We start from the raw sequence: 16,172 nt of genomic DNA on the forward strand, positions 1-16,172 counted from the left end.
TAAAATATTGTCTGATGAGAGGAAATACCCCGTAAAATATGTAGTTTATGAAGCATTCTATAGGATTTACGAGTAATACGGCGTATAAACTCTAATGACCAGACCTCTATATGGAATTCATACATATTGTGGGGAAATAAGCGAATTCTAAAGATTGTTCGCATCATAACGCTTATGTTACGGTTATAAAGATGCTAATTTGGAGGGAAAATATGAATTCTGAAGAGAGAAATATCAAAATCAAGATAAATAATGTATCTAAAATTTTCGGTAAAAATGCTAAAAAAGCATCTCAAATGCTTGAAAAAGGGAAAACAAAAAGAGAGATCCTAAAAGAGACCGGCGCAACAGTTGGTGTCAATCGAGCAAATTTTGATGTTTATGACGGCGAGATATTTGTCATCATGGGGCTATCAGGGAGCGGAAAGTCCACACTTGTGCGGATGCTAAACAGGTTAATTGAACCAACCTCCGGTGAAATATATATTGATGGGGATATGATAACAAATATGTCAAAGGATCAATTGCGTGAAGTCAGACGGAAAAAGATCAGCATGGTTTTCCAAAACTTCGCATTGTTCCCGCACCGTACAATTCTTGAGAACACTGAGTATGGTCTTGAATTGCAAGGTGTCGATAAAGAAGAGCGCAGACCAAAAGCGCTTGAATCTTTAAAGCTTGTTGGACTTGAAGGCTTTGAAGAGCAATATCCAAATCAATTAAGTGGTGGTATGCAGCAGCGTGTTGGATTGGCACGTGCGTTAGCAAATGACCCTGACATTTTATTAATGGATGAAGCATTCAGCGCACTAGATCCATTAATTCGTAAAGATATGCAGGATGAATTGCTTGAGCTTCATACATCTGTAGGAAAAACGATCATTTTCATTACCCATGATTTAGATGAGGCGCTTCGTATTGGTGACCGCATTGTACTCATGAAGGACGGAAATATCGTTCAAATCGGAACACCAGAAGAAATTCTGATGAACCCATCGAATGAATATGTTGAACGCTTCGTTGAAGATGTTGACCTTTCTAAAGTATTAACCGCTGGTCATATTATGAAACGTGCAGAAACAGTTCAGATCGATAAAGGGGCACGTGTTGCGCTTACGCTCATGAAAAACCTTGGGATTTCGTCTATCTATGCAGTAGATAAGAAAAAGCATTTATTAGGTGTCATTTCTGCCCAAGCAGCGAAAAAGGCAGCAGAAACGGGAGCGTCACTTGAAACGGTGCTCGATAAAGAATTTACGACAGTGTTGGAATCTACGTATTTGACAGAGATCTTTGATGCGGTGTCTGATGCGAACATTCCGATTGCCGTTGTTGATGAGAAAAACAGAATGAAGGGCATTGTGGTCAGAGGTGCATTGATTGGTGCATTATCAGGAAATGATGAGTATATCAACATGTCTTCTAACAAGCTAGAGGAAATTAAAGCACAAGAGCCTTCTGCACAGGAGGTAGAATAAGATGTTTAGTATGAGTGATTTACCTAGAATTCCGTTTGCGGAATATATCGATCAATTTGTTGACTGGTTAACATTAACGTTTGGTGGTTTCTTTGATGGCATCACAAATGGATTAGCAGGAACAGTAAATGGGATTGTGGCAGCACTTGGCGTCATTCCATCCATTATTTTAACCCTTATCTTTGCCGGCATTGCTTGGTGGATCAGTACAAGAGGAGTTGCTCTTTTCACACTTATTGGATTTTTACTGATCGACTATTTAGGCTACTGGCATCCAATGCTTCAAACACTTGCACTCGTTTTGACCGCTGTGGTCATTTCCATTGTGATCGGGGTTCCGATCGGTATTTGGGCTTCACAGAAGGAAACTGTGCGTAAAATTGTGACACCTATTTTAGATTTAATGCAGACAATGCCTGCATTCGTTTATCTATTACCAGCGATCTTCTTCTTTAATATTGGGGTTGTTCCTGGGGTTGTGGCATCGGTTATTTTCTCCATGCCGCCAACGATTCGTATGACCATTCTTGGTATTAAACAAGTACCGGCTGATTTAATTGAAGCAACTGAAGCATTTGGTTCAACGACATTCCAGCGTTTATTCAAAGTTCAGCTTCCACTTGCAACAAAAACCATCTTAGCTGGTATTAACCAAAGTATCATGCTGGCTCTATCAATGGTCGTCATTGCGGCGATGGTAGGTGCACCAGGACTTGGTTCAGAAGTATATAGTGCGGTAACGCAGCTGAAAACAGGTATTGGTTTTGAAGCAGGTATTGCCATTGTGATTGTGGCGATTACACTTGACCGTATTACCCAAAACATTAAAACGAAAAAATCCAGGGGGAATGCTTAATGTGGAAAAAGTCTCTCTACATTGGGATGACCGCCCTGCTTGTCTTTTTACTAGCCGCTTGCGGTGCGCAGACAGATTCAAATGCGAGTGCTGCTCAGCAGGTGAATAAAACCATTATCGGAATCGATCCTGGTTCAGGGATTATGGCACTGACAGATCAAGCGAAAAAGGATTACGGCTTAGAGGATTGGACGGTTGTGTCTGCATCAAGTGCAGCCATGACGGCAACGCTCAAAAAATCTTACGACCGTAAAAAGCCAATCATCATCACTGGCTGGAATCCACACTGGATGTTTTCCCGCTATGATTTAAAATATTTAGATGATCCAAAAAAATCTTACGGTGAAGCGGAAGAAATTCATACGATTTCACGTAAAGGATTTGCGAAGGATCAGCCGGAAGCAGCCAAAATGCTTAGTCAGTTTAAATGGTCTCAAGATGACATGGGCGAAGTCATGATTGATATCCAAGATGGTGTGAAACCAAAGGATGCCGCCTTAAAATATGTAAAAAAACATAAAGACCAAGTAGCGAAATGGACAAAAGGCGTGAAAAAGTCGAATGGTGGAAAAGTCAACCTTGCCTACGTTGCATGGGATAGTGAGATTGCAAGTACCAATGTTGCAGCAGAAGTATTGCGTGAACTTGGGTTTAAAGTAACTTTGACTCAGGTTGAAGCAGGTCCAATGTGGACAGCAATAGCAACCGGAAGTGCGGACGCATCATTATCCGCTTGGCTGCCAAATACGCATAAAACGTATGCAGCGAAGTTTAAAGGAAAATATGATGACCTTGGTACAAGTATGAAAGGTCTTCGAATGGGGCTAGTTGTTCCAACATATATGAAGAACGTAAACTCCATTGAGGATTTGAAAAAATAGTCAATGATATAGTGGTTCCCTTATAATAGAAGGGAGCATGTTGAAAAAGCAGTCTGCTCAAAAAGCGGCTGCTTTTTTCTTATATAGAAGGATGGAGTTGTCGGACGATGGATAAGTCAATCATGATTTTTCTGCATGGTGGAGGAGTAAGCAGCTGGATGTGGCAGGAGCAGGTTGAAATATTGAAGGACACGTATGAATGCTTTGCTCCTGATCTCATTGGACACGGGACAAGAGCAAAAGAACAGATATTTTCAATGAATGAAAGCACCCGTGAAGTTATCTCATGGATCAAGGAAAATGCGAATGGCCGTCAAGTGATTCTGATTGGATTTTCTTTAGGTGCGCAGATTGTCGTTGATGTGTTATCAAGAGAGCCGGATATCGTAGACATAGCCGTCATCAATAGCGCCCTTGTGATGCCTTTGCCATGGCTCCATTTCATGGTGAGACCCCTCTTGCCACTGACGTATCCATTATTAAAGAAAGATTGGTTTATCCAGCTCCAAGCCGAAAAGATGGGGCTCTCGCAACATGTACTGCATCATTATGCGGCGGAATCGAAACATCTGCAAAAGAAAACCCTTCTTACGATGTTTCAAGAAAACCTCCATTACAAGCTCCCTGACACGTTTCAACAAGCGAAGGCACGCATTCTTGTCACAGTGGGAGAAAAAGAAAAAGGCATTATGAAACGGTCAGCAAAAAAAATAACGAATTCACATCCGAAGGCAACAGGCTTCATCGTTCCCGGTATTGGACATACATTTACTTTTGAGAAGAAAGAACTTTTTACAGAAATGATCAAATGCTTTATAGAGGCACGTGCATTACCAGTCGAATTAAAGGAAATCCAGTAGCCGCGCCAATCAATAAGTGAAGACGAGCATAAAAAGGGCGCCAGTCTCTTAAAATCTGTATGATATAGGTGTAGAGCGCTTACAGTTTGTGTTTCCTAGAAGGAGGAGCTATGAGTAAAAACTATATCATATTCGGTGCAAGTCAAGGATTAGGAGATGCTTTTGTAAAGGGTCTCCCTTCAAGTGGAGATACAGTTTGGATTGTATCGCGAAGTGAACCAAGCAGTTTGAGCATAGATGACGGTGTACATAGAATTTGGCTGAAAATCGACTTATCAAGCCAAACGCATATCTCTTATATGCTCGAAGCACTGGAGAACAAGACGATTGATGTACTCATCTATAACGTCGGCTTATGGGAAAAACGAGGCTTTGAAGACGATTATTCCTTTGATCACGATCAGCCAGAGGATATTGCACATTTAATCAATGTGAATGTCACCTCAACCATTACATACATCCAGGCACTGCTTCCGCACGTAAGGAAATCAGAGAATGGGAAAATCATCGTGATTGGCTCAACGGCCGGACTCGACCATACAAACCTGCCTCAGGTCTCGTTTGTTGCATCTAAATTTGGCCTGCGCGGAATTGTAAATGCACTGAGAGAGCATGTGAGGAAAGATAAAATATCCGTCACCTGTATCAATCCAGGAGAGCTGGCGGCGGAGGTTCCATATGAGGATGGAGCCGAAAAGGCCATCACTCTATATGATGAAACGAGAATCCCTGTCCAGGATATTGTGGAGCTTGCGAGATGTGTGATTCATTTATCAAGGGTATCTTGCGTAAAAGAAATCAACGTTCCCGCCATGGCAGATCTGAATGCATAATATAAAGCAGACCACCCGCTTAATGAGAAGGCGGGTGGCTTTTTCATTTATGATGAATGCTGCTGGAGTGTTTGATAGACAGCTTCGGTCAAAATCTCAATGCCGGTAAAGATTGCCGAGCGGTTGAAGGTCATATACGGATGATGAAGACCAGGCTTTAAATCACAGCCTAAACCGAGCATTGTGGATTTGATATGCGGAAGCTTTGCTGCATAAAAGTGAAAGTCCTCTCCACCTGTTGTGACAATCGGGGGATCAAGCTGTTCTTTACCTAAAACCTGTTCAATTGCATGAGACATGATCTGGACAGCTTCCTCATTTAAGGTGGCGGCAGGCAGACGATGGTCTGTTGAAAGTGTAATGGAAGCGCCAAAGGCATCCGCTACAGAATGAACGGCTCTTTCAATTTCTTTTTCTAGTTCATCCATCACTTCGTTTGTTTGCGCCCGTACATCTAATGTAAAAGAAGCTTTACCTGGGATGATGTTTGAGCTGCCCCCGCCAGCATGTAAATTGGTCATTTTGACAGAATGCGCAACTCTTGGATCGACATGGATATGCGCGAGTCTCTGCACAAGGGTAGAAGCCACTTCTATTACGTTGATGCCAAGGTGTGGACGTGCACCGTGCGCTTCCTCGCCAATAATGGTGCCGACATAATGATTACTTGATCCGTGCAAAATAGCAGGAGCGCAGCGTCCGTTTAATGTTTCTTGAATTGGACGCACATGTACGCCATATAAGTAATCGACATCTGCCAGCACACCTTTTTCAATCATTTTCAGCGCACCGCCGCCTCTTTCCTCAGCAGGCTGAAAGATGAAACGGATCGTGCCGTTTGGTCGTTCTTTTTCCTTTAATGCCATGAAGGTGCCAAGAGCCATTGTCATGTGTGCATCGTGGCCACATGAATGATTGGCTTTAAACTCACCATCTACTTCCTGCCAAAGTGCATCAATATCAGCTCTCACAGCGACCACTGGTGCGCCTTCTCCAATTTCACCGATCACCCCTGTACAGTCGTCAAATGTTTGAGTTTTGCAGCCCAATTTTTTCAATATATCTTCAATATAAGCGGTCGTTTCTGTTTCTTCCCAGCTGATTTCTGGGTGGGCATGCAAGTGTTCAAAGATGTCTGTCACGGTTTGTTTCATTTCGTTTGTCAAAGTTGTCATGAGAATCCTCCTTGCTGACAGATAATCTGCCAAAACATTATTTTAATGAAATAATATTGCTCTTAAATATCAACAGTGTTTATAATATAACACATCATTTGATTATTCTGAAAATTAAGTGAAATTCCGATCGGGACAAAGGGGTTTTGACACATGAAAACAGCGACAGTATCAGCACCAGAGAAACAAAAACGAAAACTTCAAATGCCAGATGCGTATGTTCTCTTATTTATGATTGCACTGATTTGTACAATAGCAACGTATTTTGTACCAGCGGGTGAGTTTGACCGAAAGACATCTGGGGAGATCACAACAGCCGTTCCTGGCAGCTATCACCGTATTGATCAATCACCAGTGAGTCCAGTTGGCTTTTTTACAGCGATACAAGAAGGAATGGTAGGGTCCTCTTCTATTATTTTTCTGATTCTATTTACGGGCGGAACCATTGCCATTTTGGAGAAGACAGGTGCTATTAACGGGATGATTCACCATGTCATCAGCCGGTTTCAAACGAAGCAATTATTGTTTATTTGTATTGTTGGGGGATTATTTTCAGTCCTTGGAACGACCGGAATTGTCGTGAACTCTGTCATTGGATTTATTCCAATCGGCATCATTGTAGCACGATCCTTGAAATGGGATGCTGTAGCAGGAGCGGCTGTCATATACATCGGCTGTTATGCAGGATTTAACGCAACGATTTTATCTCCATCTCCATTAGGTTTATCACAAACGATTGCAGAGCTGCCGATCTTTTCCGGAATTGGCCTGCGTGTCATTATTTATCTTTGTTTTCTTATTTCTAGTATTGTGTACATCTATTTATATACAAGACGTCTGAAGAATAAAGAAAAGGGAAGCATTCTTGGCGATCAATGGTTTCCTGCTAAGGGGCTTGGCGGAGCCGATGCGGAATCTGTGGACAAGCCTGCATTTACTGGCAGACATAAGCTGATTTTAGCAGTGTGCGGATTGTCACTTGGAGGATTCTTATATGGCGCACTTCAGCTTGGCTGGACCGATAAGGAAATGGCGGGTGTGTTCATCTTTATGGCTATCGCTGCTGGACTGCTTGGCGGTTTAGCGGCCAATGATATTGCGAAAACGTTTATTATTGGGTGCCAAAGCCTTGTATACGGCGCACTTATTGTTGGGATGGCACGCTGTATTTCGGTCATTTTAGAAAATGGGAAGCTGCTTGATACAGTGGTCAACGGCTTGGCGAGTATGCTGACAGGCTTTAGTCCAATCGCTGGTGCGATCGGGATGTATATTGCGAGTGCGCTTCTTCACTTTTTGATTTCATCAGGATCAGGAGAAGCTGTTGTCTTTATCCCGATTCTTGCGCCGCTCGCTGATTTAATGGGTATCACAAGACAGGTAGCTGTAGAAGCAGTGATGCTTGGCGAAGGGGTAGTCAACTGTATCAATCCGACTTCTGGTGTATTGATGGCTGTGCTTGCTGCAAGTGGTATACCTTATGTAAAATGGCTGCGTTTTATGGTGCCGCTTGCCCTCATTTGGTTTGTCATCGGTCTTGTATTTATTTGTATCGGGGTCATGATCAACTGGGGACCTTATTAAATATGTAGGAAGCTGCCGACGAGTGTTTGGCAGCTTTTTTCTTGTGGAAATATGTATGGATCCAGCGCTTTGAAAGCACAATAAATGTGTTCACAAATTCGCTACATATTTTTTTTGAGCAGTCCCCTTGCAAAAGTTTGTGAAATGTTGCACAATATGAATGTGAAATACTTCACATAAGAAAAACAGCCTAGTTTTACTCAGGAGGATGAGATAAATGACAAACGAAAAAGTAAACAAAGTAGCCCTTATTGGAGCAGGTTTCGTCGGCAGCAGTTATGCCTTTACATTAATAAATCAAGCAATCACAGATGAATTGGTTGTCATCGATTTGAATCAAGACAAAGCAATGGGTGACGTGATGGATTTAAACCACGGAAAAGCATTTGCCCCGCATCCTGTGAATACATGGTATGGAGATTATGAGGATTGTAAGGATGCAGATATCGTCTGTATCTGTGCTGGTGCAAACCAAAAGCCAGGTGAAACAAGACTTGATCTTGTTGAGAAAAATTTAAATATATTTAAAGGCATTGTAGAAAACGTAATGAAAAGTGGATTTGATGGCATTTTCTTAGTTGCCACAAACCCAGTCGATATTTTGACATATGCGACTTGGAAATTCAGTGGACTTCCAAAAGAACGAGTAATTGGCAGTGGTACGACGCTTGATACGGCAAGATTTAGATACATGCTTAGTGAGTATTTTGAAGCAGCGGCACACAACGTGCATGCTTACATCATTGGCGAGCATGGAGATACAGAGCTTGCTGTTTGGAGTCATGCGAATATCGGAAGTGTACCAATTACAGAATTAATGAAGAGAAATGATCAATACAAACAAGAAGACTTAGATGAAATCATGGAAAATGTTCGTCATGCAGCTTACCAAATCATTGAGAAAAAAGGCGCCACTTATTACGGCGTAGCAATGAGTTTAGCCCGCATTACAAGAGCGATCCTGCACAATGAAAACAGCATTTTAACTGTCAGCACTTACTTAGATGGAGAGTACGGAGCAGAAGATGTCTACATTGGTGTACCAGCCCTTGTGAATCGAAATGGTGCAACAGAAGTGATGGAGCTTGCACTGAACGACACGGAGAAAGAAAAATTTGCACACAGTGTAAATGTGTTAAAAGAGATTTTGGCTCCTCATTTTTAATCAATCAAAAGCAACCTATCTGAGCAGAAAAGGATGAATCACTATGTGGCAGCAAATATATGATCCGTTTGGTAATGAATTCGTCAGTGCATTGGTGGCAATGCTCCCAATCTTGTTTTTCCTTCTTGCATTAACCGTTTTTAAGCTAAAAGGTGTTTTAGCCGCTTGTTTTACCTTAATCGTCAGTTTTGTAACAGCTGTTTTCTTCTTCCATATGCCAGTTGAAAAAGCATTATCTGCTGTGCTGCTCGGTATATCTAATGGGCTGTGGCCGATTGGATATATCGTCATCATGGCGGTATGGCTCTATAAAATTGCCGTGAAATCTGGTAAGTTCGATGTCATTCGATCTAGTATTGCAGGAATCTCTCAAGATCAACGTCTTCAGCTCTTATTAATCGGTTTTAGTTTTAACGCATTTTTAGAGGGCGCTGCTGGGTTTGGTGTACCGATTGCGATCAGTGCCGCTCTCTTAACAGAGCTTGGGTTTAAACCGCTGAAAGCTGCGATGCTCTGCTTAATTGCCAATGCTGCGTCTGGTGCATTTGGGGCGGTGGGCATCCCGGTGATTACAGGGGCGCAAATGGGCAATATGACGCCGCTTGCGTTATCTCAAACCCTTGTATATACGATCCCATTTATTTCATTCTGTATTCCGTTTCTCCTCATTCTGATTGTAGATGGATTGAAAGGGATCAAAGAAACTCTGCCAGCCTTGCTTGTTGTGAGTGGTACCTATGCCATTTTGCAAGCTGTCACAATGGTGACGATGGGTCCTGAGCTTGCCAATATTATTTCTGCTTTAGCAAGTATGGGAATTTTGGCTTTATTTCTTCGGAAATGGCAGCCAAAACACATTTATCGTGAAGAAGGAGCGCCAGATATTGAACAGAAACAAACGTATCGCGGCGTTGAAATACTGAAAGCATGGTCTCCGTTCTATATTTTAACTGCTGTTATTACGGTATGGAGTCTGCCGGCATTTAAAGCATTGTTTGCTGTAGGAGGACCGCTTAACTGGACGACCATTTTAGTGAAAATGCCATTTTTACATCAGCAAATTGTGAAATTACCACCAATTGCACAAACGGAAACACCTATTGATGCGATCTTTAAAATTGATGTCATCAGTGCAACGGGGACCGCCATTCTGATTGCGGTCATGCTGACAGGGCTGTTTAGCAGACATATTACATTAACAGAAGGCGCTGTCTGCTTAAAAGCAGCGGTGAAAGAGCTTTGGGTTCCTGTTCTTACTATTTGTTTTGTTATGGGCTTTGCCAACCTAGCGAACTTTGCTGGACTAAGTTCAGCGATTGGACTTGCTCTTGCCAAAACGGGCGATTTGTTCCCGCTTGTCAGCCCGGTGCTTGGCTGGATCGGCGTGTTTATTACGGGGTCTGTCGTGAGTAACAACGCCTTATTCGGTAACCTTCAAGCAGTCACTGCTTCTCAAATCGGTTCACAGGCAGGTTTGTTAATTGGGGCGAATACGACCGGTGGTGTGATGGCGAAATTAATTTCTCCACAATCAATCGCTATCGCTACAGCAGCTGTTGGAGAAACAGGGAAAGAATCTGAGCTCTTCAAAAAGACCGTGAAGTACAGCTTCATCCTGCTCGGTATTGTATGTATATGGACATTCATTCTCGCTCAATTTGTATAGGTTGATAGACTAAAAAAGACTGAGAGAGATCTCAGTCTTTTTCTTTATGTAGATTCTCTTGTCACGAGCCGGGTAGGCAGCTGGATATGTTCGCGCTGTAATGGTTTTTGATCTTGCAGGAGTGCGATCATTTGCTGTACAGACCGCTGGCCAAGCTCTACGATCGGTATGTCAATTGTGGTGATCGTTGGAGCTGTCACCTCACAAATGTCTTGGTTGTCATAGCCGATGACCGCTAGATCCCCGGGGATTTGATAGCCGTATGAAATAGCCTGTTTAATGAGTCCTGCTGCGACTTGATCATTGCCGGTGAAAATGGCATCAGGCGCTTCCTTCATGTGATGGATGACCTCCATTAAGCGAAAGCCGTCTTCAATGGTAAAAGCCTCTCCAAACAGCCAATCATCTTGCAGCGGCAAACCGTGAGCAGAGAGTGCATCAAGATAGCCCTGTTTCCTTTGTTTCTGCGCTTCACTGCTTTCTGTATCAAAGCAAAACCCAATCGATTTTCGCCCCGACCGAATCAAATAGTCCACCGCTTTATAGGCGGCTTCCCGTTCATCGTATCCAATAATCGGGATGTTTGCTGTTTGGTGATATTCATTTGCCATGACAATGGGGCCGTTCGTTAAAAATGGCTCAATTTTCTCCCACGTATTTTCTAACGCACCCAATATAACCCCATCGACTTCTTTTCTTTTTAATAATTGAAGCCCTTCAAGCTCTAATGCTTCTTGATAAAACGTCTGGAGCACGATGGCTTTATATCCTTGATCCAGTGCTTCCTTTGAAATGCCTTTAATCAATTGTGCAAAAAAAGGATGGTCCACAGCTGGAACAGACACAGCAATGGTTTTTGTCTGATGTGACCTTAGTGTGCGGGCTGCTGAACTCGGTGTATATTCCATTTCTTTCATCACCTGTAAAATGAGCTGCCGCTTTTCTTCTGACACATATGGGTGATGGTTTAGCACTCTGGAAACGGTGGTGGTTGAAACCCCGCAGCGTTTGGCAATTTCATAAATTGTACACATATTAACAAATCCTTTACACAAAGTTATTGTTCTGAAATCGATAACATCATTTACAATGTGAAACAAGTTAAATATTAACAAAAGGAATTGATTAATTGGAGGGAATGGAATGCAAATATTGACGAAGATATCAGGTAAAAGCAAGGATTATCTTCCTTTGCTGGATATGATCAATCAAGGTGTTCAAGTTAAGGCTGATTCAGTTGAAAAGCATCTAGCAAATGAAAAGCTGGTGACGTTCCTTGAGCAAGATATAGAGCGCACAGGTTTGGAAAAAATTCTCTTCCATTATAAACAAAATAAGGAAAAAAAGATACCGTTTCTGCCAGTTGACAAACTGATTTCAGAAGATGAAATCGATGATATTATGCAGGTGCTGAAGGAAGTATTGAGCTCTGGCCGTTTTACTTCAGGGCCATATATTCCGACATTTGAAAAGGCGATTGCTGAGTACTTAGGGAAAAAATATGTCATTGCCACGTCAAGTGGAACAGATGCATTAATGATCAGTCTCATATCAGCAGGCGTCCATCCAGGAGACGAGGTGATTTTGCCGGCCAATAGCTTTGCTGCAACAGAAAATGCAGTGCTTGCCATTGGGGCTGTTCCGGTATATGCCGATATTGATCCTGAAACCTACTGCCTCTCACCGAGTGAAATAGAGAAACATATCACAGATAAAACGGTATGCATTCTACCGGTTCATTTATATGGAAAGCAAGCGGATATGAAGGAGATTTCGGCGATTGCGAAACAGCATGGGCTGAAAATCATTGAAGACGGCTGTCAGGCGATTGGCAGCAGCGGCCTTGGCGCTTATGGAGATGGACTTGTTCTCAGCTTTAATCCATACAAAAACCTTGGGGTCTGCGGAAAGGCAGGAGCCATCGCTACAAATGATGAGGCCTTAGCGGAAAAATGCATGGAGATCAGCTATCACGGCTTTGAAGCTGGAAAGAAAAATGTCAAACGCAGTGACTATGGCTTTAATTCGAAAATTGATAATTTGCAGGCAGCGATTGGACTCGAACGAATGAAGTATTTAGGACTGCAAAATTTCAAACGTTTTTACTTAGCCAAGCGATACATTGAACAGCTGCAAACGCTTGAGGATGAAGGATATATGAAGCTCCCGACGCTGACAGATGATCATGTATGGCATCTATTCCCGATTAGAGTGCTGAAGGGAGAACGAGATGAACTGGCAGCGAAATTGCTGGAAATGGGCATAGAGACGGATGTCTATTACCCGGTTCTATCGCATCAGCATCAAACAAATCTTGTTTCTCAAAAATATAGACAAACGACACTTCCACACACGGAAAAAGCTGCGCAGCAATTACTTCACTTGCCGCTTTATCCAGGAATGCCGCTGCAAGATCAGGAGAAGGTCATCGAGGGGGTTCATCATGTTATCAAGTCTTCCATTCAATAAAAAACTGCTGAATCTGCCGAAGAATCCGCAGTGGATCGTCTTCTGTGATTTTGATGAAACGTATTATTCTCACGGAATGACAGAGGAGCAGAGAGCGGATGTCAATCGGCTGGAAGCCTTTGTAGCAGAAAAGAGTGAAGCGGGACAGCTCTTGCTGGGCTGGGTGACGGGAAGCAGCCTCGATTCTGTCACGAGCAAAATGGAAAAAGGAGGGTTTCATCAATTCCCGCATTTCATTGCGTCGAACTTAGGGACTGAGATTGTATATACGTCGGATGCCCATTTTGGACAGCCAGATGCAGAGTGGATGAAGCGGCTGGATGCACAGGGCTTTTCAGATGAAAAAATCGAAGACATCCTGGAAACCATCCGAGAAAAGGGCATTTCCCTTAGACCGCAAACGCAGCTGGGCAGTTCAGGGTATAAGAAGAATTTCTATTATCAGGAGCAGGATGAACGGACAGATCTTTATCATCTATCATTTATCCAAACACTGGCTAAAGAGCGAGGCGTGGCAGTCAACATCAATAAATGCAACCCGCTTGCTGGAGATCCTGCGGATTGCTATGATGTCGATTTTTTACCAGTCGGAACAGGGAAGGATGAAATTGTCCGTTTTATGCTGAACCAATATGATTTATCGAAAGATCAAGGCTTTGCCTTTGGTGATAGCGGGAACGATTTGCGGATGCTTCAATCCGTCACACACGGCTTCCTTGTCCAAAATGCGACAGCTGAAGCCAAACGGCACCATCACCAAATTTGTCATCATGGGTATGCAAAAGGAATCTATGAAACACTGAAAACAGTGATGTATAAACATGAGGAGGCACATTCATGAAGAAAATTGGAATTGTTGGAGCAGGGAATATTGCAAAAGCACATGCAAGAGCATTATCAACGATCAAAGGTGCAGAATTATCCGGTGTCTATGATTTGCATGAGTCGGTCGCACAGGGATTCATTAAACAGTACGGCGGACGTGTGTATTCAAGTATCGGGACACTGGCAGATGCATCTGATGGATTGATCATTGCATCCCCTAATTTTTGTCACAAGGACCATGCCCTTCAGTCGCTAAGAGCAGGACAGCCGATTTTATGTGAAAAACCGATGGCTGTGTCGTTGAAGGAAGCGAAGGAAATGGTGGAGACAGCCAAACAGTTCCAAGTTCAAGCCAGTATGGGCTTTAACTATCGTTATTTATCCTTTGTGAATATATTGAAAAACTTGATTGCCAACGGTGAATTAGGCCGCATTTTGACCGTCAGAACTCATTTTAAGAAAAACAGTGCCCTTAGAAGAAAGACTTTTTCATGGAGAGACAGCGGTGAAAGTCTGCGTACGAGCGGTGCACTAGGGGATCTTGGCATTCATTTGATTGATATGCTGTGGTACTTATTTGGCAGTGAAATGAAGAAAGAATCACTTAACACCAAGATGCTGACACATGTAAAGGAAAAAGAAGAGAAAAAGGTTCAGGTGGATGATCATACCGAAATTTTCGGGCAGATGGAGAATCAAGTGTTCTTTCATTTGGTGACATCCAAAAGCACGCAGCCTGAGGAATGTGGATTTAGTGTAGAAGTCGTTGGTCATGACAAGGTATTCAAATACCATACGAACATGAAAAACGAATATGAGATCAGTGATGGATTGTGTGTGGAGCGTCATCAAATGCCGCAAACTTTGCTGACAGATCCGCCAAATGAATTTTACGGATGGTCCGATACATTCCGCGATCAGCTGATGCATTGGGTGAATACTGATCCATACCCATCTCATATGAAGGTCGCTGATTTTGAAGATGGTTATCGCGCTCAGGCTGCGCTCAATACATGCTTTGAAAGGGAAGAGGCAGTTGTCTCTGCCCAGGCATATTAAAGAGGTGGAGCGGAGGATATCATGACTCCGCTCCTTTTTAGAGGAAGTGAAAAGATGAAAAAGGTATTTTATTTTGGCTGTGTCTTTTATTTTTTTATTGGGACCATTCATGTATTTTTTGGCAGCTTAACACCTTATTTGCTGTCGAGTTACGATAAGGGTCCCGGGGAATTATCATCTTTAATTTTTTTTCAGTTTATTGGTTTTTTGACAGGTGTTCTGCTATCTCCCATTCTAGTGAGAAAAAAAGGCTATGGCGCTGTGCTGACCATGGGTCTTTTGCTGATGATCGGCTCACTTCTGCTGGGGCTATTGGTGCCCGGATGGACAACGCTTGTGCTGGCAGGTTTTTTTCTTGGGAGCGGCGCAGGCAGTCTTGAGACAACAGCCGGAGCGTATGTCATTTCGATGGCTAATAGTGCAAAGCGAATCAGTATCATGGAGGTCTTTTTTGGATTAGGTGCGCTGTTATTCCCGCTAGTGATTCTGCTGACTGTCACAGAACAGACATGGCAGTATGTGTTTTTATTTCAGGTGGGTGCGCTGACATTTTTCCTCATGCTCTGGCTGGTTTTTATGAACAAACTGCCTCATGGACAGATGGATGCTCCCACCACAAGGGGGACGAGGAAACCGTCTTTACTTGTTGATCGAAATAATCGAATGATTGTGGTGATCATGATTTGCTTTGCCTTTTTCTACGCAGGGATTGAAACGAACTTTGCGAATTTTTTGCCGTCGATCATGCTGGAAAAAGGGGGAGAAAATTGGGGACTCTTTGCGGTCTCTACTTTCTGGACAGCGATCGTCATCGGCAGAACCATGATCGCGAGAAAAGCTGATCAGCTGCATCCGCTGCGTTTTTTAAAGCTAAGTGCATCTCTGATGATTCTGCTGCTTGTGATATTTGCTCTGACAACCCACATCGCCGCGCAGCTGATCCTCATCTTTTTCATCGGTCTTTGCGCAGCTGGCATGTTCCCAATCGCACTGACAGCATCTGCCTTAATGATTGAAAATGCCATCGATGAGGCGACGAGTTATTTTATTGCAGCCGCAAGCTTAGGCGGAGCCTGCTTGTCCTTTTTGATTGGATTTAGTCTGGAATGGGCAGGAGCGGCTAGTGCCGTCTTTGTATTTGCTTTCTTAGCTGTTCTTCTGTTTGCAGCTGCGATTCAAATGAATCGTTCTAAGAAAAAAGAAACGGTACACGCGCAGCAGTCAGCACTGAAAGCAGACCGCTAAGCCTCCACCTGAAATGATGACAAAGGACTTGTACTAAAACGCAGAAAGTTTGAATAACATGTACAAGTCAGCATCA

At 43.0% G+C, this 16,172-nt stretch carries 14 protein-coding genes; 12 read left to right on the forward strand and 2 right to left on the reverse strand.

What is annotated here, in order from left to right; genetic code table 11:
- The first annotated feature begins 212 nt into the window (after window positions 1-212).
- The 5 genes from opuAA (at window position 213) to MHH61_RS10600 (ending at window position 4,908) form a co-directional block, all read left to right on the forward strand.
- Window positions 213-1,478 (forward strand): glycine/proline betaine ABC transporter ATP-binding protein OpuAA, encoded by a 1,266-nt coding sequence (gene opuAA, locus MHH61_RS10580; RefSeq protein ID WP_024424349.1) that lies wholly within the window; start codon window positions 213-215, stop codon window positions 1,476-1,478.
- A 10-nt stretch (window positions 1,479-1,488) separates the two neighbouring features.
- On the forward strand, window positions 1,489-2,334 hold the full coding sequence (gene opuAB / locus MHH61_RS10585; RefSeq protein WP_024424348.1) for a glycine/proline betaine ABC transporter permease subunit OpuAB: 846 nt from the start codon (window positions 1,489-1,491) through the stop codon (window positions 2,332-2,334).
- Window positions 2,334-3,215, forward strand: a complete 882-nt coding sequence (locus MHH61_RS10590; protein WP_024427235.1) for a glycine betaine ABC transporter substrate-binding protein — start codon at window positions 2,334-2,336, stop codon at window positions 3,213-3,215. The genes opuAB and MHH61_RS10590 overlap by 1 nt, the downstream gene beginning before the upstream one ends.
- Before the next feature lie 107 nt (window positions 3,216-3,322).
- Window positions 3,323-4,075, forward strand: a complete 753-nt coding sequence (locus tag MHH61_RS10595; RefSeq protein ID WP_087978368.1) for an alpha/beta fold hydrolase — start codon at window positions 3,323-3,325, stop codon at window positions 4,073-4,075.
- 110 nt (window positions 4,076-4,185) lie between these two features.
- A complete protein-coding gene (locus tag MHH61_RS10600) occupies window positions 4,186-4,908 on the forward strand; it encodes an SDR family oxidoreductase (RefSeq protein WP_125587128.1) in 723 nt (240 codons plus the stop codon).
- A gap of 47 nt (window positions 4,909-4,955) precedes the next feature.
- On the opposite strand, the gene MHH61_RS10605 is transcribed toward MHH61_RS10600, so the two are convergent.
- The gene (locus tag MHH61_RS10605; protein ID WP_125587127.1) at window positions 4,956-6,083 is read right to left on the reverse strand and encodes a M20 peptidase aminoacylase family protein; all 1,128 of its coding nucleotides are present in this window, start codon (window positions 6,081-6,083) and stop codon (window positions 4,956-4,958) included.
- A gap of 153 nt (window positions 6,084-6,236) precedes the next feature.
- Between MHH61_RS10605 and MHH61_RS10610 the strand changes: the two genes are divergently transcribed.
- The 3 genes from MHH61_RS10610 (at window position 6,237) to MHH61_RS10620 (ending at window position 10,498) form a co-directional block, all read left to right on the forward strand.
- Window positions 6,237-7,667, forward strand: coding sequence for a YfcC family protein (locus tag MHH61_RS10610; protein WP_024424344.1), 1,431 nt, complete (start codon window positions 6,237-6,239; stop codon window positions 7,665-7,667).
- Between the two features lie 217 nt (window positions 7,668-7,884).
- Window positions 7,885-8,832 (forward strand): L-lactate dehydrogenase, encoded by a 948-nt coding sequence (locus tag MHH61_RS10615; protein WP_025092786.1) that lies wholly within the window; start codon window positions 7,885-7,887, stop codon window positions 8,830-8,832.
- 43 nt (window positions 8,833-8,875) lie between these two features.
- Window positions 8,876-10,498, forward strand: a complete 1,623-nt coding sequence (locus MHH61_RS10620; protein WP_024427240.1) for an L-lactate permease — start codon at window positions 8,876-8,878, stop codon at window positions 10,496-10,498.
- 44 nt (window positions 10,499-10,542) lie between these two features.
- Here the strand turns inward: MHH61_RS10620 and MHH61_RS10625 are convergent, their stop codons facing one another.
- Window positions 10,543-11,532 (reverse strand): LacI family DNA-binding transcriptional regulator, encoded by a 990-nt coding sequence (locus tag MHH61_RS10625; protein ID WP_024424341.1) that lies wholly within the window; start codon window positions 11,530-11,532, stop codon window positions 10,543-10,545.
- Window positions 11,533-11,641: 109 nt separating this feature from the next.
- Between MHH61_RS10625 and MHH61_RS10630 the strand changes: the two genes are divergently transcribed.
- The 4 genes from MHH61_RS10630 to MHH61_RS10645 are packed head-to-tail and all read left to right on the forward strand — an operon-like array spanning window position 11,642 to window position 16,096.
- The gene (locus MHH61_RS10630) at window positions 11,642-12,967 is read left to right on the forward strand and encodes a DegT/DnrJ/EryC1/StrS aminotransferase family protein (RefSeq protein WP_125587124.1); all 1,326 of its coding nucleotides are present in this window, start codon (window positions 11,642-11,644) and stop codon (window positions 12,965-12,967) included.
- Entirely contained in the window at window positions 12,942-13,808 is an 867-nt protein-coding gene (locus MHH61_RS10635; RefSeq protein ID WP_125587123.1) for an HAD-IIB family hydrolase, read from the forward strand. Before MHH61_RS10630 ends, MHH61_RS10635 begins: the two co-directional genes overlap by 26 nt.
- Window positions 13,805-14,851, forward strand: coding sequence for a Gfo/Idh/MocA family protein (locus MHH61_RS10640; protein ID WP_103132600.1), 1,047 nt, complete (start codon window positions 13,805-13,807; stop codon window positions 14,849-14,851). The genes MHH61_RS10635 and MHH61_RS10640 overlap by 4 nt, the downstream gene beginning before the upstream one ends.
- Window positions 14,852-14,905: 54 nt before the next feature.
- The gene (locus MHH61_RS10645; protein WP_125587122.1) at window positions 14,906-16,096 is read left to right on the forward strand and encodes an MFS transporter; all 1,191 of its coding nucleotides are present in this window, start codon (window positions 14,906-14,908) and stop codon (window positions 16,094-16,096) included.
- Window positions 16,097-16,172: the final 76 nt, after the last annotated feature.

The organism is Bacillus sp. FSL K6-3154, from assembly GCF_040869395.1.
Classification (GTDB): domain Bacteria; phylum Bacillota; class Bacilli; order Bacillales; family Bacillaceae; genus Bacillus; species Bacillus safensis.